This is a genomic window from Anaerovirgula multivorans (assembly GCF_900188145.1).
GTDB lineage: Bacteria > Bacillota > Clostridia > Peptostreptococcales > Natronincolaceae > Anaerovirgula > Anaerovirgula multivorans.
In genome coordinates, this window is the sequence record NZ_FZOJ01000044.1 from 1 (window position 1) to 21,217 (window position 21,217).

Genomic DNA, 21,217 nt, shown 5'->3' on the forward strand with positions numbered 1-21,217 from the left:
CATGTGTTAGGCACGCCGCCAGCGTTCATCCTGAGCCAGGATCAAACTCTTAATAAAAAATTTCTGGGTTCTATTCTTATTGAATAGATGCTTTTCTTTGCTGGCTTAATATCTATACTGTTTAATTTTCAAAGACCTTTTTATCATCCGCCGCTTTTCAGCGACTTTATTACTATATCATATCCATCGTATTATGTCAACACTTTTTTTTATCGTTTTCTTCTCTGCTGTTTTACCAGCTTCTCTTTTATATGATATAGATTTTACTGTTTCTTTTGTTCTTCTATCCTGCCGCCCCTACTAGCGGCGACTCGTACTACTTTATCAGAATCTCTTTTGCTTGTCAACTCTTTTTTAAAAGTTTTTTTGTTTCTTACCCGCCACCCCTTGCTTATGGCGACTTTTACTACTATACCAGGTTCTTTCTTCTCTGTCAACAGGGTTTTATATGGTAAATTATGCTATTATCTCTAGCGGAAATTAATAATATACTACAGTCTTTTTAGTATATCAAATCCTTATCTACAGTTTTGCTCTGTCGTAGTTTATTATTTTTCATCCATATATGCGGCCAATAGAGATAAAGAAGATTAGGTTGCCCTAATCTTCTTTATGAAGTGGTTTCATTGTTGGAAATAAGATAACATCTCTTATGGATGGAGAATTTGTAATAAGCATAATCAATCTATCTATACCTATGCCTAAGCCACCTGTAGGGGGTAACCCTACCTCTAATGCATTTATGAAATCTTCGTCTAATGGATGGGCTTCTTCATCTCCAGCTTCTTTCTGAGCTAATTGTTCCACAAATCTTTCTCTTTGATCTATAGGATCATTCAGCTCTGAGAAGGCATTGGCTATCTCCCATGTGTTAATAAAGGCTTCAAAACGATTGGTTATCTCAGGGTTTTCAGGACTTCTCTTAGCTAAAGGTGAAATCTCCACTGGATGACCAGTAATAAAGGTTGGTTGAACTAAGTGTTTTTCTACATACTCTTCAAACACTTCGCTAATAATATGACCTTTTTTCATATCTGGTTTTATTTCTAATCCTAATTTTTTCGCTGCCTCTTTTGCCTCTTCATCTGTTTTTATCTCATCAAAATTTATGTTGGCATATTGCTTGCAAGCCTCCACCATAGATAGTCTTCTCCAAGGCGGTGATAGATCTATATCCTTCCCTTGATAATGAATTTTAGTAGTGCCTAGAGCCTTCTCTGCAACATAAGCTACAACATTTTCAGTGATTTCCATCATATCATTATAGTCCGCATAGGCTTCGTACAATTCTATAGATGTAAACTCTGGATTATGCTTAATAGACATTCCTTCATTTCTGAAGATCCGTCCTATTTCATAAACTCTATCAAAGCCACCAACAATTAATCTTTTCAAATGAAGTTCGGTAGCAATTCTTAAGTACATATTGATATCTAGAGTATTATGATGGGTGATAAAAGGCCTTGCATTTGCTCCTCCAGCAATTGTATCTAAAATAGGAGTTTCTACTTCTAAGTAACCCCTATTATCTAAAAACTCACGGATAGCTTTTATTGCTTTTGTTCTTGCTATAAAGGTTTTTCTAACATCTTCGTTGATAATTAAATCAACATATCTTTGTCTATATCTTAAATCTGGATCCTTTAATCCATGCCATTTATCTGGTAATATTTGTAGAGACTTAGATAATAATCGAACCTCAGCAGCTTTAACGGATATTTCCCCTTTATTGGTTTTGAAAATATCTCCCTTGATTTCAATAATATCTCCAATATCAAATTCTACAAATAAATTATAATCATCTTCACCAATAGCATCTTCTCTTACATAAGCTTGTATACGTCCATCTTTATCTTGGACATTAATGAAACTAGCTTTACCATGACCTCTTTTTGCCATGATTCTGCCTGCTATTGTTACTCTTTCACCTTCTAATGTATCAAAATTTTCTTTTATTTGTTGGCTATAATGAGTTACATATACCTTTTCTATTTTAAAAGGATCTTTCCCTTTATCTTTCAGATGGTCTAGCTTATCTCTCCGAATCTGTAAAAGTTCGCTTAAACTCTTTTCCTCACCATGATTATTTGTCATTTGTTTCTCCGCCCTCCGTTATAACTAATTTAAAAATCTTTACAAATTAACCTGATATTTCACCTTTTTCAATATTTAAAACTTTATATTTTGTTGTGCCATCAGGTATTTGTACCTCTACAACATCCCCAATTTTTTTTCCTAGAAGCGCTCTGCCTACTGGTGACTCATTAGATATTTTTAATTCATATGGATCCGCTTCAGCAGAACCAACGATAGTATATTCAACAATTTCATCAAATTCCATATCTTCAACCTGCACAGTAGTTCCAATGCTTACTTGGTCTAGATTGATGTCATCCTCATCTATTACCCTTGCTTTCTTCAGCATGCCTTCTAACTTCATAATTCTTTCTTCAACCTGTGCTTGTTCATTTTTTGCTTCATCATACTCTGAGTTCTCACTTATATCACCAAACGCTATTGCTTGCTTGATTCGTTCTGCTACTTCTTTTCTTCTTACAGTCTTTAATTGTTCTAATTCTTCTTCTATTTTTTTTAGCCCCTTGAGTGTTAAAACAACTTCCTTTTCTGCCATTCTTATCTCTCTCCTTTTATGAATAATATTTATTCAACTAATTATACAATTAATATTTTACCTCTTCATTCATGCTATATAGGCAAAGCTAGTAAATATGTATGATGTATTTTGATAATATATGTGCTTATGCTTAATTTATTCTTTATATTTAATGGTAATTTTATCCTTTAGTGTATTGCTAAGATGCCTACTTTTAGTAGGAGATCACGCACTACATCCTTTAAATAAAATGAGACTTAATTCAAAAGAAAAGAAGGTCTCTCTAGATAAACAAACTAAGTGATCAACACGAAAGTTACAAACCAAACTTTCGGTTGCCTACTTATAGATAAACAAACTAAGTGACCAACACGAAAGTTACAAACCAAACTTTCAGTTGTCTACTTATGAATTTAGTCTCATTTTCCTCTTAAAACATCATAATAGCACTGCCTTTTTTTACAGTGCTTTCCAATTAAATATGTTGTAGATATTATAAGCCAGTGATTTTTAATTGTCAAGCTAAAAGTAGATGACCCAAATTTTTGATTTGGTGTCAGTCACTTTCACAGAGTACAACGAAACAATCTTCAATTCTTAAACTCTATGCAAAGTCAGAGGTATTGACAAAGTAGACTCCCTTGGAAACTTGAATGTCATTCATTTCTTTATATATTATATGATTTTCTATTATATCTTTTATGAGGTAATGCATTGACCATACAATAATTACATAATAGTTTCCTGTGACTGGGTATCTGAAGGGATTTGTAAATATTCTATCCGAGGTTTCAAATCCAAAGCCTTAATAATTTCTTCATAGTTCTTATATTTCCCTTCTCTCATGATAGAAACCATCATAGCCTCCATCACATTCGTCCCAAAGGACCTATCCACCAATCGAGGTGTAGTGGTTATTAATAAGGCAACACCTCTCTCCTTTAATTGAAGGACATCCTCTGCAGTTACAGTATTGGTAATAATAATTTTTTCTTCCAAAGATTGAGGCATATAGCGTTTGATATAATGAAAATCTCCAGCTATAATATCTACTTCGCTATAATACTTTTGTAGTTTACTCATTATACTTTTGTTTTGTTTATCTCCTACTGGATATAACATTTTGAAAGGCAACTTGCAAACAATAGGAGCAATCCATCGCGCAATAGTTTGAATGTGCTTCAGCGAATAAATAGGTATATCTAGTCCTAGGCAAAAAATAATATCCCCAATAAGAATCTTTCCTTCGTATTGAGAGATGGTCTCTGCCAAGCCAAATCGATCTAAGACACAGGTTATTAAAGTAGTATTTCTCTGGAAATTTACAATGTTGTTTTCCATTAAATACTTAATTACCTTTCTTTCTAAAGTATTTTTTAATCCTGAACCATCTACAACAGGGGTTGCTTTTGCTGCTCTTTTCAATGGTAGCGCTTCCCGAATTGTATACCTACGGTTACCTCCCCATAGGTATAGGTCAATTCCCCCCATCCCTAGAGCGTCTACTTTTCCATCCAATGCTTCGATCAAAGCTATTGCTTTTTTTATGCTTCCATCTGTGCCAATTCTCTTTATAGTAAATTTTTCACCAAGTATTTCTGTTTCTATGTGGCTGTCCCTTTTAGAACTTCCAATACTGACACTAACAATTCGCTTCATAAGAGTCTACCCTTCCTTTATACATTACTAAAATAAATGTATCTCTATTATTAACCTTTATAGGCGGGTTATACTTTTTTTTGCAAAATCTACTATTGAAAACTATCTAAATATTGAGTTAGAATCCTTTCAATTTCTTCTATTGATTTAACTGTGTTGATAACATGTCTTATTTCAGCCGCATTCTTAAAGCCCTTTAAATACCAAGCTATATGTTTTCGCATCTCTCGAACAGTTACATATTCTCCTTTGTATTTCATAACCAGATTCATATGTTGAAAAATGACTAAAATAATTTCTTCTAGAGATGGTTTAGGTAGTATTTCTCTCTTTAATAGATAATGGTTGATTCTTTTAAATAAAAAAGGATTCCCTTGGGCTCCTCTTCCAACCATAACTCCGTCACATTTTGTTTCTTTAAATATATTTATAGCGTCTTCCACCTCAAATATGTCTCCATTTCCTATAACAGGAATTGCCACTGCTTCTTTTACTTGTTGAATAATACTCCAATCCGCCTTCCCTGAATAGAACTGCTCTCTTGTCCTACCATGTACTGCTACTGCTTTAGCGCCACTGTCTTCTATGATTTTTGCCATTTCTACAGCATTAACATAATTTTCATCCCAACCCTTACGAATCTTCACTGTTACTGGTTTTATCGATTCTCGTACAACTGCTTTAACAACTTCCCCTGCCAGCTTAGGATTTCTCATGAGAGCACTTCCATCACCATTTTTTACAATTTTGGGAGTGGGGCATCCCATGTTGATATCTAAGATTATATTTTCCCTATTGTTAAGTTTATAAGCAGCCTTTGCCATAATATCTGGTTCTGAGCCAAATATTTGCAAAGCAACAGGCTTTTCTTTTTCTTCTATATGTAAAAGCTCCTCTGTTTTCACGTCATTATAATAAAGTCCTTTTGCACTAACCATTTCTGTGTAAACCATGCCACAACCCATCTCTCTACAAATCAAACGAAAGGGCAAATCTGTCACACCTGCCATAGGGGCTAAAAACACATTGTTCTCTATAGTAATATCTCCGATTTTCATCTTCATCTTCTTCACCCTCCTATTCCTTTACCTCTTCTATGTTAATAAATTTTTCTCTATTATACAATTTTTTTATTTTCTATAGTATGTTCTTATGGAACAGGAAAAAAACGCAAAAAGTCCTCTCTTTTTAGAGAAGACTGGTTTTCTAGTGCTATTCATGTGATAAGTCTAGTTTTATATAGTACATATATACTTCTAACAATGGACTTAATTCAGAAAATATGGTGCAATATGGAGATGTTGCATATATGCTTAGAACAATGATAATGCCATCTATAAAAATATGGAGGTCTAGGAAATAAGCTATTGTACTTTCATAAGGAGGTAGTTGAAATAATGTGGGGTCACTTCAAACCGTCCCTATATTTCTATTTGCAGGTATACGCTCCGCAAACATCATAATCAGTTGATCTGTAGTATGCTTTACCATCATTGGTTGCAAGGACAAGTGTACCATTATCTCTTGTGGTCATTGTTTTTCCTCCATTGCTGATGGTATAATAGGAACCGTTAGAAACAAAGGAATTGTCTGATAATAATCCAAAGCCAGTTTCAATTTTTGTTGCCTTGATGAATGTAAGGTCATCAGTTTCATAGTCATAGGTTAATTTTTGTTTAAAACTAACAGTGTAAGTACCCGCCTTTTGTTTGATAGTCTGTGATTGTGATTTACTCTTAACTGCAAGAATAGTAATAGGTGGATTTTCTTCAATCGGAGTCCATTCAACATTAGCATACTCCGCCTTAATCCTAGCCTGCTCTTTAGCAAGGTCAGTTATAGTATTCTTAAATTCTTCAATAGAAGGAAGTTCAGAGGAATATAATGTTTCTTCACTTGCAATAAATTCAGATTCTATCCCATATTTCGCATTTACTTCTTCGACAATGGCCTGGTAGTCTGCAACATCGGCAGGAGCGATGTCGTTAGGCAAGTTTTCATCAATTGGAATCCACTCAACATCGTCATACTCTGCTTTAATTCTAGACTGCTCTTTAGCAAGATCAGTTACAATATTCTTAAATTCTTCAGCGGAAGGAAGTTCAGGTGAAGAAAGTGTTTCTTCATCTGCAATAAATTCAAATTCCACCCCATATTTCGCATTCACTTCTTCAACAATGGCTTGGTAGTCTTCAGCACCACCAAGAGCTGGGCTGGCAAAAACTATTGCACCGAGGCCCAATACCATAAGGATAGACAAGCATATACTGACAATTTTTCTCATAGCTAACACTCCTCAATTTAATTAGTTTTTAAAACTACTAAATCTTCTATGCAATCATAGACATTCCCCCTTTAAACTACCTTTGAAGACCTCTAATAATAAAATTAGATACTTTATGCTTCAACTGGTGTTCTCACTAATAAAGACAGTTACAAATTGAAAAAGTTTCCGTTTTATGAAATATTTTCTATATAATGGAAACTTTTTTATTGTTCAATTGTCTTTTTTACCAGAAAACAAAGAAGGGGATGATATTATGAAAAAAGTAAGATTGGTAATTTTCGTAAGTATGTTGTTTTTATTATCTATCAGCAATGTATTTGCTGATGAAAATGAGATAATAGCAGCTACAGAAATGGAAGATACGATAGAAACTTCTGATGTAACCATTAATCAAACGCTTGAAAGCTATGATTATTTAAGTATTTGGGGAAGTAGCATTGATTATTATGGCAACGGAAAAATAGCAATAGAAGGATATACTACATCAGCTAAAAATGTAGATAGTATTAGTACAAGAAGTTACTTACAAAGATATGATACTTCTGGTGCATGGATCAATCTATATAATATTTATGATAGCCAAAGTAATACTGATTATTCTAGTGCTCATCATACATATAAAGTAACTACTGGTCGTCGGTACAGAGTATTTTCTACACATGTTGTTAAAAAGGGTTCTACAACTGAGTCCAGTACCTCCTATTCGGCAGCAATCACTGCTTATTAAAAATCACTTACAGATAACATAATAAATGCAATGGTAATTATTCCATTGCATTTATTATTTCTATCATTTCTTCATTAGGAATATCCTCATTGATATTCAATCTGTTCCTAACACCAAAGTAAGTCCAGACAAGCATTGTCTGTCTTTCTGGTATACGTATTATTGTATATTCTGTATCGTTTATGGTCATTTCTTTTACTGTACTATTGGCTGCTACATTTATATTTTCGCTATGTTCTATTCCTTGTACGTATTGTGTCCATCTAAGACTTTTATTGTCATATAAATAATTTAATTCAAGAAAATGCATATTATCATTTGAAACTTTAATTAATACTTGTTCTATCTCAAAAGGTAATTCTCTAAAGTTAAAATTGACGATATCTCTTGCATCCTTAATAGTACCTTTGATGATATTTTGTTCATATTGGTCTGGAAACTTATCACCTTCGACTGATGTAGAATCCCTGTTTATGCTGATCACGTTATCAAAAACGCTAATAATATGTTTAATAGGTCCTCTTTTCCATGCAGCACTTTCATTTGTTGTTGCTAAATTTAACATCCCAAGACTAATTACAGTTCCTAGCAGCAACACAGCTATTTTCTTAAGATTTTTTTGCTTTTTCTTTCTATCACTACTGAGTTTTCTTTGCAGTTTATCCCACTCTTGATCAATTTCTTCCTCAGAAATATCCATATCTTCCATTTCCTCTTGTAATACAGTTCCTAAAAGTATGTCAAACTTGCCTTTATTCCCCTCATACATTTTCTTCACCTTCCTTTTTCAACAGTTTATACAATTGGCCCTTCGCTCTCCTAAGCCTGGTTTTTACTGTACCTTCTTTCAATAAAAGGAATTGTGAAATCTCTTGATAGGAAAAATTGTGATAGTATCTTAGTATAATAACTTCCTTATAGTCGGCATTTAATCTTTCTATTGCTTTTTTTACTTGTTCTTTTGTTTCCGCAACTGCCATTTCATTAAAAACGATATCCTCAGGATTTTCGCTTGAAGCATTTATTACTTCCATATATTCATGATCAATCTGAACAATCTTACTATGCTTGCGAATATGGTTTTTTGCTAAGTTTGCCGCAATAACACATACCCATTGCTTAAATTTATTTGCATCATTAAGGGTATCAATTTTTTCATAGGCTTTTATGTATGCCTCATTTACTAAGTCTTTCGCTAGCTCTTTATCTTTAATAATATAATAGGCTGTCTTGAATACCTCTTTATAGTATAATTTATACAATATGTGTTGAACATCCTCAATAGTTTCTAATTGTGTATTACTTTTTTCACTTAACATCTTTACTAGATCGGTCATTGTTACCACCACCATATTCCGTGTTTTGTTTTTGGAGTTTTTTTCCATTATATCATAATACTTTTTGTTTTTAGTGATTTTTACAGATAATTAGGCAGTTAGTCACATCATTCGATGTTTTTTAGTACAAAAGCAAACCTCTCTAGATGATATCCTTAGAGAGGGCTTGCCTATTTTGCCTTATATAAATATGTAATACAAAATCAAAGATTTCAAGCTAATTTATACCACTACGCCACCATCAACACTTAGTACTGTTCCTGTGATAAATTTAGCTTCATCAGAGGCTAAGAAAGCATAAGCATTGGCAATGTCTTCCGGAGTTCCTAATTGTTTAATGGGAGATTTGTCTCTCATCATATCTAAAACCTTATCAGGCATTTTTTCTGTCATAGGGGTTAAGATAAAGCCTGGTGCAACTGCATTCACTCGGATACCCTTTCTCCCTAGCTCCTTAGCCCAGGTTTTTGTCATGCCGATTACACCCCATTTTGTCGCAGCGTAATTGGTTTGACCAAAATTACCATATATGCCAACAACAGAGGAAGCATTTAAAATTACACCACTGCCTTGTTCTACCATCGCCTGAGCGACGATTTGACTGCAATTGTACACACCCTTCAAATTGATATCGATTACTTTATCAAAATCTTCTTCCGGCATTTTAAGCAGTTGATTGTCAGCAGTAATCCCAGCGTTGTTGACTAATATATCGACGCTACCCCACTTTTCTACTACATCATCCACCATAGATTGAATTTCTTCTCGTTTCGTAACATTTACAGGGTATGCCAACACCTCTGCTTCCATATCTTTTAATTCTCCAACTGCTTCTTGAAGAGAATCAATACTTAAGTCGCATAATACAACCTTTGCACCCTCTTTTGCAAACTTCAGTGCAGTGGCCTTCCCAATTCCACGGGCAGCCCCAGTAACAACAGCTACTTTTTCCTTTAATCTCATTGATATACCCTCCTAATTACTATTTTTCTCCTTCGGTGTATTGCTAAGACTATCGCTTTACGACAACGGCAGTACCCATGCCACCACCAATACATAATGTGGCTAAGCCATACCCTACATCTCTTCTTGCCATTTCATGCAATAATGTAACTAAGATTCTTGCTCCACTGGCTCCAACTGGATGTCCTAAGGCAATAGCTCCACCGTTAACGTTTACCTTAGTAGCATCCCATTTCAATTCTCTTGCTACTGATAAAGACTGAGCTGCAAAAGCTTCATTGGCTTCAATTAGATCCATATCATCAATAGTTAGTCCTGCTTTTGCTAAGGCCTTTTGAGTTGCCCTTACTGGACCAATACCCATAATAGCAGGCTCTACCCCTGCATTTCCATAAGACACTAGTGTGGCCAATGGTTTAACACCTAATTCATCTGCCTTCTCCTTAGACATGATTACGAGAGTAGCAGCACCATCATTAATTCCTGAGGCATTTGCTGCAGTAACTGTTCCATCCTTCTTAAAAGCAGGTCTTAATTTCCCTAGCTTTTCTATTGTAACACCAGCTTTAGGATATTCATCAGTATCCACTATAATAGGATCTCCTTTTCGCCGAGGGATTTCTACCGGAACGATCTCCTCCTTAAATCTTCCCTCTGCTATAGCTTTTTCTGCCTTGTTTTGGCTTTCAACAGCATATTGGTCCTGCTCTTCTTTAGTAAGTCCATACTTTTCAGCTAAGTTTTCTGCAGTAATTCCCATATGGTAACCATTAAAGGCATCGGTTAATGCATCGTGTACCATGGAATCAACTACGGTATTATCTCCCATCCTTAATCCCCACCTAGCTTTTGGTAAGACGTAAGGGGCTTGACTCATGTTCTCTGTACCGCCAGCTACTACAATATCATTATCGCCAGCGATGATTGTCTGAGCTGCCATGGATACTGTTCTAAGTCCAGAACCACATAACATATTGATGGTTGTAGCTGGTACTTCTACTGGAATCCCAGCTTTAACAGAAGCTTGTCTTGCCACGCCTTGACCTAAACCTGCCTGTAGGATACAACCCATATATACTTCGTCTACTTGTTCCCCGTTTATTCCAGCCCTTTTTAAAGCTTCTTTAATAGCTACAGCACCTAGTTCTACAGCAGAAACATCTGCTAATACTCCTCCAAAGCTTCCTATAGGCGTTCTAACAGCACTCGCAATGACAATTTCCTTCATAAAACAACTCCTCCTTTTTATTGTTTTTGAAAGTCTTTAATTGATATTGATCATAGGAAATAATATTCCTCGAAATATTATGAAAAGTATAAATATAACCTTCAAAATTATTATAACAATTATTCCTTTGTAAGTAAAATAGAGTCTAGTTAGCTCTAGACTCTATTGTTATTTTTTGTATTCTATCTTCTCTATTTCTTTCATAAATGATTCTTAATCCCTCTAGGGTTAAAAATTTATCTATTATATGGATGTGGCTGGTTTCACTAGCTATCAAGGTGGAAAGTCCTCCTGTAGCAACCACTTTCACATCATGACTTTTCAATTCCTTCGTCATTTTCTTGATTATATATTCTACTAGACCAACATATCCATAGATGATCCCTGATTGCATACTATTTACCGTATTTTTACAAATTACCTTTCCCGGTTTCACCAGTTCTACTCTTGGAAGTTTTGCAGCTCTTTGGAAAAGTGCATCACTGGAAATCTTGATGCCAGGTGCAATAGTACCACCTAAATATTCTCCCTTTGAAGATATAGCACAAAAGGTGGTTGCAGTCCCAAAGTCCACTATAATTAAAGGGCCTCCGTACTTTTCATAAGCAGCAACCGCATTTACAATTCTATCGGCTCCCACTTGTTTGGGATTATCGTATTTTATATTCATTCCTGTTTTTACACCAGGACCCACTATTAAAGGTTCGATATTAAATATTTTTCTAACTGAGTGTTCTAGAGAATACATAATATTTGGTACAACAGAAGATATGATTGCATCTTGAACCTCTTTAGGATTTCTTCCGCCGTATTGAAATAGCTGGTGTATTAAAATACCGTATTCATCTGAAGACTTGTCTTTATCTGTAGAAATACGCCAGGAATCTATTAATTCGTCATCCCTATATAGACCCAACACAATATTTGTATTACCTACATCAAAAACTAAAATCATTGGTTCACCTTCTTATTGTTTATAAGTTAACTTTCCTTAATAACAGTTTTCATAGCTTTTACTACAGCATATACAATAAAGGATGACACTACAATTTCTGCAACTCCATTAATAGCAGCGATCCCCAGTACCGCCTCTAGCGGTAAGTAATTTCGCAAATAAATCATTGCCAATACACCTATTGTATTGGTAGCTGTTCCTACTATTGCTGCTAAAATCGAGTTTTTAAATAGCCTGTAGGTATAATAACTCATCCATCCGATAAACAATCTTGGTAAAATTGCCACGAGTGGATCTGCGAAAAAGGGTGTCGTGGCTCTCAAAAAGCTACTTACCCCAAAGATCATTCCTACAAAGGTACCTACCATAGGGCCTCCTAATATGGCTCCGATAATAACAGGTATATGCATGGTAGTAGCATTGATTCCCAAGAAAGGGATGGGAATATAACCGATAGGTGTCATACTTAACGCTACTGAAAAACCCCCTAGCATACCTGCAACTGCCATTTTTTTAGTAGAAAACCTTTTGTGGCTGGTACTACGTTTACTACCCTTTAACTCCTTGCTGCAAACTGACATAAAAAGCACCTCCGTTCCAGTTCGTTACGATACCGGACAATTTATAATATTTTATTAAACGTACAACAGTCTAACTCTACACGATGTTAGCTGTTTTACTGTACTATTGTATCAATTTCTTGTAAGCAATTCAACTATTTTTTCTTCAAGAGCTTCTTAGATATAGCCTTCTTCCCCTCGAATAGATACTTCTCCTGACATGAGTAATTCTCTTTTTCCATCCTCATATTTTACTTCTAGCAGGCCTTCTTCATCAATCCCTAAAACTGTAGCCTTTAGTTGTTGTTCTCCTCTAATGACGAGTATCGATTTTCCTAAAACAGCTGAATAGTTTCTGATGATTGCCAAAGTCTTCTCTAGTGTTCCTTGATTAATATAATCTTCATATAGCCCTTCAAACTCCTTTAGCAAATGAAGTATTAAAGTCTTCCTATCCACCTTTTCACCTTTTTCCTTGGCTAAAGAAGTGGCTATATGCTGAAATTCTTCAAGAAAGCTTTCATTATTAGCATTAATTCCTATACCAACAATTAGATAATCAATTCTAGTTAGCTCTCCAGCCATTTCCGTTAAAATACCACAAACCTTTTTACCATTAACAACAAGATCATTAGGCCATTTTATGAAGGCTTCCAGCCCTGTAACCCCACGAATAGCATTGCACACTGCCGCTGCCGCAATTTGTGTCATCTTCATACCTTCTGTAGGAGGAATATCTGGCTTTAATACAATGGACATCCATATGCCTTCTCCCTTTGGAGAAATCCAATTTCTTCCTAGCCTTCCTCTACCTCCCGATTGTTCTTCGCTAATGATTACCGTTCCGTGAGCAGCATCTTTGGCAATTCTTTTGCTATAATTATTGGTGGAATCAATTGTATCAAAATAGATGATTTTATTACCGATTTCCACCGTATTCAAATCTCTTTTTAAGGCTTCTGGTATTAATTTACCACTAGATTCAATTAACTTATATCCTTTTTTATGGGTAGTTTCTATAACATAGCCTTCCTTTTTTAAAGCATTCATATGCTTCCAAATAGCTGTTCGGGAAACCTGATACTTTTCACTTAGTTCTTCCCCGGAAATGTATTGACCTTTTTTTTCATAAAGCTCTCTTAAGATTTTGTCCTTCACTTTTCTCCACTCCAATACAAGTATATAAAGTAATTATACAGTATAGTTATAAACTAAGAAAAGTTTTTGTATGCATAATAGCCCCTAATATTTTAGGAGCTATCTATATATTAAAATTCTTTTATACTCGATGTGTTTTTTCTTCTTCATTATACTTCTTCTTCATTATACAAGGTAGACTCTATTTGATATTTCTTTGCCTATCCTTCTTTAAAGTAGCTTAGGCAACTTGTGGAAAGAGATCACAGGAAAGTCAGTCTTTATAGCCTTTACTAATTGAGGATAAGAAATTTGAGAAATAGATGGAAGTCCTGCTTCTACTTCTCCTCTAATTCCTTTTATACCCTGCTCTATGAAGAGCTTTTCTCCACTGGTACTTACTGTATTTCTATTTATATTCTTAAGTTCTCTATCTACAATTTCTTCACAAATATTAGTAACGTTATTACAAACCTTATCTATTTTTATTTTCTGATTTTTTATTTCTATACCACTGGTTGCTACAACAATTTCACCTAAAAAGCAGAAAATTCTCCTTTATTATTTCGCTCTCCTGATCGTATCAATAATGGTGCCATCTCTATATTCTATTAAACCAACAATTTCATCTGTGGTTTCAATTTTTCTAGGCTTTCCTACTAGTTTTTCTGCGATTTCTTTTAAATCATATATGCTCATAACCCCTAGTTTAGCATCTTTAAATAGATCCAGCAAATCCTTTCTTTTAGGATTGACCGCGATCCCTCGCTCTGTAATCACAGCGTCAATGGTTTCTCCAGGAGTAATCACATTTGTAGCTTCATCTACGACAATGGGGAGCCGTCCTCTTAATAGAGGTGCTACAACAATTGACAGCTTTGATCCCGCTGCTGTATCACTATGTCCGCCGGAAGCCCCCATAACGATCCCATTGGAGCCAGTAATCACATTCACATTAAAGTCTAGATCAATTTCTGTTGCACTTAAGACCATGATATCTAATTGGTTTGCCACACAGCCTTTGTTATGAGGATTTGCATAAAAAGAGGCTGACATTTCCATATGATTAGGATTATTTTTAATGGATTCTATGGCTTTGAGATCAAAGCATTGAACATCTAATAAGGATTTAAAAAGGCCTTCTTCCAGCATATCTACTAAATAGCCAGTGATGCCACCAGCTGCAAAGCTTCCTGTAATACCCTCCTGTCTCATTTTCTGTCTTAAAAAGTGAGCTACACCCAGTGAAGCACCGCCTGATCCAGCCTGGAAAGAAAATCCTTCCCTGATTAAGCCTGAAGTAATAATGGCTTCAGATGCTTTTTGTGCAATTAATAATTCCATTGGGTTTTTTGTTATTCTCGTTGCATCAGAAACAATGCCTTTCGGATTGCCAATTTCATCAACCACTACCACATAATCTACTAAGGTTTGTGTTATGCTTATAGGACAGGCAGGATAGGGCACTAGGTAATCTGTTACTACTACCACCTTATCCGCATATTCAGCATCTGTCATCGCATAACCCATAGCCCCGCAAGCTGTAGGTCCTTCCACACCATTGACATTCCCATAGGCATCTGCCGCAGGTGCCGCTATAAATGCAATATCTATTTTTGTTTCTCCTGATTCTATAGCTCTCGGCCTGCCACCATGAGATCGAATGATAATCGGTTTATCTAGTATTTTTTCTCTACTAACTACTTCACCTAGCTTCCCTCGAATGCCACTGGTTTGTATGCCAGTGATAACGCCCTTTTTAATGTAGTCGATTAAGGGCGCATGAATCGATTGAAGGGAACTAGCTGCCAGTGTAATATCTCGTATACCCATTTTATCTATTTCTTCCACAACCATATTTACTAAGTAATCCCCATTTCTAAAATGATGATGAAAGGAAATGGTCATACCATTTTTGATACCACATAGTTCCAAACTGGTCTTGATATTTTCAATGATCTTATTTTTTCCAGTAAAGGTTTTAGGTATTTTAGTTGCCGCTTTTTTACCTTCAGGATTATATGCGAAGGCGCCTCCAAATGCTTTTAATTCTCCTATACCTTCAATATATTTTGGTATTTCTCTATTAATTGCATTCTTAATCATATTACTCATTAGAATCACCTCCTATAGTAGTCCTGCTCCTTTTGCAAGTGTAACAATTCTTTCTGCTTTGTCCACGATGGGCCCATCAATCATCTTTCCATCTAATGCTATAACACCTAGCCCTTTTGCCTCTGCTTCCTGTATAGCACTAATAACACGCAGTGCCCTATAGACCTCTTCTTTGGAAGGTGTGAATATGCTATGTACAACACCAATTTGTCTAGGATGAATCACAGATTTCCCTGCGAAGCCTAGTTTTCTAGCAGATTGTGCCTCTCTCTCAAATCCTTCTTCATCCTCTATATCTGCATAGACTGTGTCGATGGCATCAATTCCTGCAGCAGCAGCTGCTAAGACAATTTTACATCTGGCTACAAATAATTCTTCCCCTTCTCGACTTCGTTCAGAACCAATAGTTCGTGTAAAATCCTCTGCACCAAAGGAAATACCTAGCATTCTTGAGCTGGCAACAGCAATCTTTTCTGCATTAATAACGCCTTTTGCAGTCTCTATTGCGCCTAATATTTTGACAGTTCCACGATCTATACCTAAATCTTTTTCAATTTCTGTTAATAATACATCTAAATTTTTTATGTCCTCATCTGTTTCACTCATTGGTAGTCTTACATTTCTTAAGCCTGCCTTGACTAATTCTCTTACATCATCTTTACCAAAAGGTGTATAGAGAGGGTTGACTCTTGCAAATATTTCACAGTTACAGTATTCAAAGGTTTTTAGTGCCTCCACTAATAAATCTCTCGCACTGTCCTTTTCTTTCAAGGAAATGGCATCCTCTAAGTCAAAAATGATACAATCCGGTTTAAATACAGGCGCATTCATTATCATATTGGGATTGTTTGCTGGTACAAAAAGCATTGTTCTTCTTAATTTTTTCATGATTGATTGCCCCCTTCGGCTCGCTTAATTGCTGTTTTCAAACGTGCCTTAATAGCAAAGTCCAGAGCACCTTTATCTACTACTTGAATATGCCCTTTGCTAATCCTCATATCTTCAAGAACTTCGTGAATAGCCGCCCTAATTTGTTCTTCAAATTGAGCGGCTACAATACTTTCAATTTCGATGATCAACCCGTCATCTTTAGTAAAGTCTACAGTGATCATCACATCATTTGATTCCAATGTGCCAGCCCGTCCAATAGTTGTAATCTCCATTGTACATCCCTCCTCTATTTTGCATTTATATTAAATACCAATTAAATGCAGCTAATTAAATCTGTCTTGGTAAATAAGCACATTTCTTTAAGACCACATTACAAATTCCTATACCAACAATAGCTCCTAGTAGTCCACCAGCCCGACACCCCAACAAAGATTAATAATAAATAATTCATTTTAATTAGCCTTCCTTCATGATATAAATAGTAAGAGAGGAACTATCTATCAGACGGGGGAAATCTTCTTGATAGTTCCTAAAAGCTATGAAAGCTGTGTAGGTAACTTAATTTGCCATAGCTGCTTTTCTTTTCTTAAGTTTATCTTGTATGATCGGGTATAAAATTGAAAGAATCGTTAATAAAATTAATGTTTTTGAAACATTTGATCTATAAAATATTTCTACGCTTCCGTTAGAAATTGTCAATGCTTGCCTAAATGATTGCTCCATCTTATCCCCAACAATAACCGCTAAAATCAGTGGCGCTGTAGGCACTTTCGCCTTATGCATGAAATAACCCACCAGACCAAAAATGACTAGAATATAAAAACTAACAGCTGTGTGCGTAATTGAGTATGTTCCAACAAAAGCTAAAGCCATTACTACAGGGTACAGAATTCTCGGTGGAATTGCTAATAGTCTAACTAATAAACCCGCCATAGGAATGTTAATCAAAGCCAAAATAAAATTTCCTATAAACATACTTGCAATCAATCCCCATGCCACATCAGGGTGTTGTTGAAATAACATAGGACCAGGTTGCAGACCAAGCATGAGCAAAGCACCCATCATAACTGCGGTAGTTCCTGACCCAGGAATCCCCAAAGTCAGCATAGGAATTAGTGCACCTACTGAGGAAGCATTGTTTGCCGACTCTGGTGCTGCAAGACCTACAATCTCACCTTTTCCAAAGTCCTCAGGGTTCTTTGATAATTGTTTTTCATTATTATAAGCCATTAAAGAAGCCATTGTTCCACCAGCTCCAGGTAGAGTACCTACAAAAAAACCAATAGGCGCACTTCTAAGAATGGGCCATATACACCTTTTCCAGTCTTCTTTTGTAATCCATATCTTACCAAACTTCGTTTGCATCTTTCTTTTACCTTCCTTAATAATCTGAAAGGTACCAAAGACTTCACCCAATGCATACATAGCAATAATAACAACTAAAAAATCTATACCTCCTTGCAGCTCCATGATGCCGAAAGTAAATCGATGAACACCTGATTGAGCATCAATACCTACAGTTGCCACCATTAATCCTATAATTAAAGAGATAAATCCCTTTATCATGTTGCCCTTCGACATAGATGCTGTAGCTGATAAGGCAAAAACCATCAGCACAAAGTATTCAGCCGAACCAAATTTCAAACCAAATCGTGCCACAGGTACAGCAACAAAAACGATCGCCACTGTTGCAAGCAAACCACCGATAAAAGAAGCAATTCCTGAAATAGCCAGTGCAGTCTCTGCTCTTCCATTTAAGGTCATCGGATAACCATCAAAAGTTGCAGCAATAGCAGCCCCATCTCCAGGTGTATTAATCAAAATAGAACTTCTTGACCCTCCAAACATTGCACCATAGTATACACCGCACATGGTAATTAGGGCTGCGGTTGGCCCCATAGTAAATGTCAATGGTAGAAGAACCGCAACACCAGTAGCAGGTCCTAATCCAGGAAGCATTCCAATAACCGTTCCTAAGACGCCCCCTAAAGTAACCCACATGAGGTTAGCAGGAGTCAATGCGATCATAAATCCTTGAATTAAATATATTAATGATTCCATACAATATCACCTCCTCAAATTATATATACAAATAAGGTATGGGTGGAAGTATAATTCCAAGTAGCTTTGAAAACAAAACATAGACAAATACGCTAAAGATAACGGCAACAGATACGTTGACCTTCCACTCTTTCTTGCCGTTGATTGCATATAAAAGAGAACCTAGGAAAAGTGTTGTTGAAAAAACAAAACCAATTCTTTCAAATAATAGAGCATATATAATACTTGTTGTACAGGTGAATATAATCAATTTAGCGGTATAGCTTAATCCCTTTTCAGTAGTACTTTTCCCACGTGCAAATTCCCCCTTTTTTATAGATTGTATAACCAATACAATACCAAGCAGAATCATAAATAGACCTAAGCCCAGTGGGAAAATAATGGGTGCCATCGGTTTTCCGATAACGGCTCGAGGAAGAGTATACGCCTGAATACTATAAACTAGCCCAACAATTATTGATACAACACCTGTTAATGCTGAGTAATTCATTACCTTACACCTCCATTGAATTCTTAGTTACGTAGAGCCATAGCTTTCTATGGCTCTACGTAACTAAAGTACTATTTAAGCATTTCTATTTATTATTGAATCATTCCTATTTCAGTTAAAACTGCTTTGTAATCTTCATTGACTTGCTCTAAAAATTTACTAAAATCTTCTTTATTTTGATAAGCGTCATCCCAGCCATTTTTTTCGCAGGCAGCTTTCCACTCATCTGTTTCAACCATTTTAGCTAACACATCTTCCCAGTATGCAATAGCATAATCTGGCATGTCTGGTGCACCAAATAAACCTCTCCAGTTTTCAAAGGTTGCATCAATACCTTGCTCTTTACAGGTTTTTACTTCTGCAACAACACCTGTACCAACTCTCTTATCAGCAGTAGATGCAAGAACTCTTAAATCTCCGCTTTCTATAAGCCCTCTCACTTCACTAAGTCCTGTTGAGAAAATTTCAACATGTCCACCTAATACTTGAGATGCCCCTGAGCCATCTTGAAAAGCTACATAGTCTATTTCACCAACATTCTCAACACCTGCTACTTTAGCAATCATTAAGAATTGAATATGGTCCATACTTCCAGCTGATGAATTTCCACAAATTTTTATGCTTTTAGGATCTTCCTTCAATGCATCCATTACTTCAGTGATACTTTGATATTTTGAATCTTTTGAAACAACAAAAGCCCCATAGTCAGTAATTAATCTAGTAAGTGGTGTCGTATCTTTGTAGCTCAACTGAGAAGAACCATTTAAATTAATAAGAATTAATGGTGGTGAATAAACAGATACAAGGGTATCACTGCCCTTTTTCTCTTGCATATAGGCTAAGTTTACGCCACCGCCGCCACCTTCCTTATTTGTAACAGGCATTGGTACAGATACTAGATCAGTATCTTGCAACGTTTTTGCAACTGTTCGAATCGTTAAATCCCATCCACCGCCTGCTCCAGATGGTGCAATAAATTCCATAGCACGTTTTGGATAATCTGTTGCTTGTGTTTCAGTTACTGCTGGTTCACCCGTTGACGTCTCAGCAGGTGCTGGCTCAGTATTAGCTGGAGCACATCCTGTTAAAAGTAAAGATACTACTAAAACTGTTAATACTGCCAACATAAATACTTTTTTCACACTCATTTTTTTCATTTCTTTCCCTCCTTATTTTTTATTGATTTTTGTATGTACTTCATTATATTAAGCATTCTAGTTTTTACTAAGATGCTTAAAACCTTTTTGAGATTGCATTAATAAGTATCCTCGTATACCAGTATACAATCTTCGGTGAAAATAATTGTTCTTAAAGTGTTTTTTAGTTATTGATTCCTAAACGCATTGCCAGCAAAGCTCTTTAAGCTACTCACCTATAAACCTTTATACTTCTTATCGCTGAATTAAATTATCTAAGAAGGCTTCCTTTGCTTTTCTTATATGAGTTCGTGTTGCTATCTCGGCAGCTTCCCCATCTTTACTTTCTAGTGCCTGTACAATTTGCTTATGTTCTTCAAGCGCTACTATTCTTCTAGATTCATGATATAAAGAAATACTCCTTAAGCTTGTTAAATAGTCATATATGTTTTTCATCGTAGCTTGAAGCCTTTTATTTTTGCTACTATTTAATATAATTGTGTTATATTCCCCATGTAGTTCTAATAGGTGATCATATTTTTCTTTTTGGATTGACGCCTCCATAAGCTTAATAATTTTTTTTAATCTATTGATATCGTTTTCAGTGATATATTGACAAGCTGATCTAACCATAAGCCCTTCTAATACTTCTCTTAAATCATAAATATCTACAGCATCTTCCTTTGTGATTCCTTGCACGATAGCGCCTTTGCGTGGCACATTAAGTACCAACCCTTCTATTTCTAATTGTCGTAATGCTTCTCTTACAGGTGTTCTACTGACATTCATTTTTTCAGCAATGAGGCTTTCTATCAAGTGATCTCCTTTTTTTATCTGACCATCAAAAACAGCTTTTCTTAACTTTTGAAATACAATTTCTCGCATAGGCCGCAGATCATATATTTCTACTGCACCAAATTCCACGTCCATCAACTAAACCTCCTAACTAACAGAATATACAATACTTTCAATCATGATATTTTACCTGTATTATCTAAATATCACATTTTTCTTAGAATTTTTAGGATTTAATACGAGTGATCAATTTGCAAACGTT

General features: G+C 35.6%; 21 protein-coding genes. 1 reads left to right on the top strand and 20 read right to left on the bottom strand.

What is annotated here, in order from left to right; all coding sequences use genetic code 11:
• Positions 1 to 600: 600 nt before the first annotated feature.
• The 5 genes from lysS to CHB72_RS23260 all read right to left on the bottom strand — a co-directional run bounded on the left by lysS (position 601) and on the right by CHB72_RS23260 (position 6,557).
• A complete protein-coding gene (gene lysS / locus CHB72_RS23240) occupies positions 601 to 2,094 on the bottom strand; it encodes a lysine--tRNA ligase (RefSeq protein ID WP_089285260.1) in 1,494 nt (497 codons plus the stop codon).
• Positions 2,095 to 2,140: 46 nt separating this feature from the next.
• Positions 2,141 to 2,632, bottom strand: coding sequence for a transcription elongation factor GreA (gene greA, locus CHB72_RS23245; RefSeq protein WP_089285261.1), 492 nt, complete (start codon positions 2,630 to 2,632; stop codon positions 2,141 to 2,143).
• Between the two features lie 711 nt (positions 2,633 to 3,343).
• Complete coding sequence (locus CHB72_RS23250; RefSeq protein ID WP_089285262.1) at positions 3,344 to 4,273, bottom strand: quinate 5-dehydrogenase; 930 nt, start codon at positions 4,271 to 4,273, stop codon at positions 3,344 to 3,346.
• A gap of 92 nt (positions 4,274 to 4,365) precedes the next feature.
• Positions 4,366 to 5,331, bottom strand: coding sequence for a tRNA dihydrouridine synthase DusB (dusB, locus tag CHB72_RS23255; RefSeq protein WP_089285283.1), 966 nt, complete (start codon positions 5,329 to 5,331; stop codon positions 4,366 to 4,368).
• 371 nt (positions 5,332 to 5,702) lie between these two features.
• Positions 5,703 to 6,557 (bottom strand): hypothetical protein, encoded by an 855-nt coding sequence (locus CHB72_RS23260; protein ID WP_089285263.1) that lies wholly within the window; start codon positions 6,555 to 6,557, stop codon positions 5,703 to 5,705.
• A 256-nt stretch (positions 6,558 to 6,813) separates the two neighbouring features.
• On the opposite strand from CHB72_RS23260, the gene CHB72_RS23265 reads away from it, so the two are divergent.
• On the top strand, positions 6,814 to 7,287 hold the full coding sequence (locus tag CHB72_RS23265; RefSeq protein ID WP_141131564.1) for a hypothetical protein: 474 nt from the start codon (positions 6,814 to 6,816) through the stop codon (positions 7,285 to 7,287).
• A gap of 37 nt (positions 7,288 to 7,324) precedes the next feature.
• On the opposite strand, the gene CHB72_RS23270 is transcribed toward CHB72_RS23265, so the two are convergent.
• From CHB72_RS23270 to CHB72_RS23335, 15 genes are all read right to left on the bottom strand, one after another.
• Positions 7,325 to 8,056 (bottom strand): DUF4367 domain-containing protein, encoded by a 732-nt coding sequence (locus tag CHB72_RS23270; RefSeq protein ID WP_089285265.1) that lies wholly within the window; start codon positions 8,054 to 8,056, stop codon positions 7,325 to 7,327.
• Positions 8,049 to 8,624, bottom strand: a complete 576-nt coding sequence (locus CHB72_RS23275; protein WP_089285266.1) for an RNA polymerase sigma factor — start codon at positions 8,622 to 8,624, stop codon at positions 8,049 to 8,051. Before CHB72_RS23275 ends, CHB72_RS23270 begins: the two co-directional genes overlap by 8 nt.
• 222 nt (positions 8,625 to 8,846) lie before the next feature.
• Complete coding sequence (gene fabG, locus CHB72_RS23280; RefSeq protein WP_089285267.1) at positions 8,847 to 9,587, bottom strand: 3-oxoacyl-[acyl-carrier-protein] reductase; 741 nt, start codon at positions 9,585 to 9,587, stop codon at positions 8,847 to 8,849.
• Between the two features lie 49 nt (positions 9,588 to 9,636).
• Entirely contained in the window at positions 9,637 to 10,815 is a 1,179-nt protein-coding gene (locus CHB72_RS23285; protein ID WP_089285268.1) for an acetyl-CoA C-acetyltransferase, read from the bottom strand.
• 145 nt (positions 10,816 to 10,960) lie between these two features.
• Complete coding sequence (locus CHB72_RS23290) at positions 10,961 to 11,770, bottom strand: type III pantothenate kinase (protein WP_089285269.1); 810 nt, start codon at positions 11,768 to 11,770, stop codon at positions 10,961 to 10,963.
• Between the two features lie 26 nt (positions 11,771 to 11,796).
• A complete protein-coding gene (locus tag CHB72_RS23295) occupies positions 11,797 to 12,351 on the bottom strand; it encodes an ECF transporter S component (protein ID WP_089285270.1) in 555 nt (184 codons plus the stop codon).
• 156 nt (positions 12,352 to 12,507) lie between these two features.
• Positions 12,508 to 13,488, bottom strand: a complete 981-nt coding sequence (locus CHB72_RS23300; RefSeq protein WP_089285271.1) for a biotin--[acetyl-CoA-carboxylase] ligase — start codon at positions 13,486 to 13,488, stop codon at positions 12,508 to 12,510.
• Positions 13,489 to 13,698: 210 nt separating this feature from the next.
• Positions 13,699 to 14,019: a triphosphoribosyl-dephospho-CoA synthase gene (locus CHB72_RS28400; RefSeq protein WP_141131568.1), complete on the bottom strand. Its 321-nt coding sequence runs from the start codon at positions 14,017 to 14,019 to the stop codon at positions 13,699 to 13,701.
• Positions 14,020 to 14,028: 9 nt separating this feature from the next.
• Entirely contained in the window at positions 14,029 to 15,582 is a 1,554-nt protein-coding gene (citF, locus tag CHB72_RS23305) for a citrate lyase subunit alpha (RefSeq protein ID WP_330397121.1), read from the bottom strand.
• Positions 15,583 to 15,594: 12 nt separating this feature from the next.
• On the bottom strand, positions 15,595 to 16,470 hold the full coding sequence (locus CHB72_RS23310) for an aldolase/citrate lyase family protein (RefSeq protein WP_089285272.1): 876 nt from the start codon (positions 16,468 to 16,470) through the stop codon (positions 15,595 to 15,597).
• Positions 16,467 to 16,745, bottom strand: coding sequence for a citrate lyase acyl carrier protein (gene citD / locus CHB72_RS23315; protein ID WP_089285273.1), 279 nt, complete (start codon positions 16,743 to 16,745; stop codon positions 16,467 to 16,469). Before citD ends, CHB72_RS23310 begins: the two co-directional genes overlap by 4 nt.
• A gap of 286 nt (positions 16,746 to 17,031) precedes the next feature.
• On the bottom strand, positions 17,032 to 18,534 hold the full coding sequence (locus CHB72_RS23320; protein WP_089285274.1) for a tripartite tricarboxylate transporter permease: 1,503 nt from the start codon (positions 18,532 to 18,534) through the stop codon (positions 17,032 to 17,034).
• 19 nt (positions 18,535 to 18,553) lie between these two features.
• A complete protein-coding gene (locus CHB72_RS23325) occupies positions 18,554 to 19,024 on the bottom strand; it encodes a tripartite tricarboxylate transporter TctB family protein (RefSeq protein WP_089285275.1) in 471 nt (156 codons plus the stop codon).
• A 92-nt stretch (positions 19,025 to 19,116) separates the two neighbouring features.
• A complete protein-coding gene (locus tag CHB72_RS23330) occupies positions 19,117 to 20,181 on the bottom strand; it encodes a Bug family tripartite tricarboxylate transporter substrate binding protein (protein WP_242975251.1) in 1,065 nt (354 codons plus the stop codon).
• A gap of 234 nt (positions 20,182 to 20,415) precedes the next feature.
• On the bottom strand, positions 20,416 to 21,090 hold the full coding sequence (locus tag CHB72_RS23335; protein WP_089285276.1) for a GntR family transcriptional regulator: 675 nt from the start codon (positions 21,088 to 21,090) through the stop codon (positions 20,416 to 20,418).
• Positions 21,091 to 21,217 lie beyond the last annotated feature (127 nt).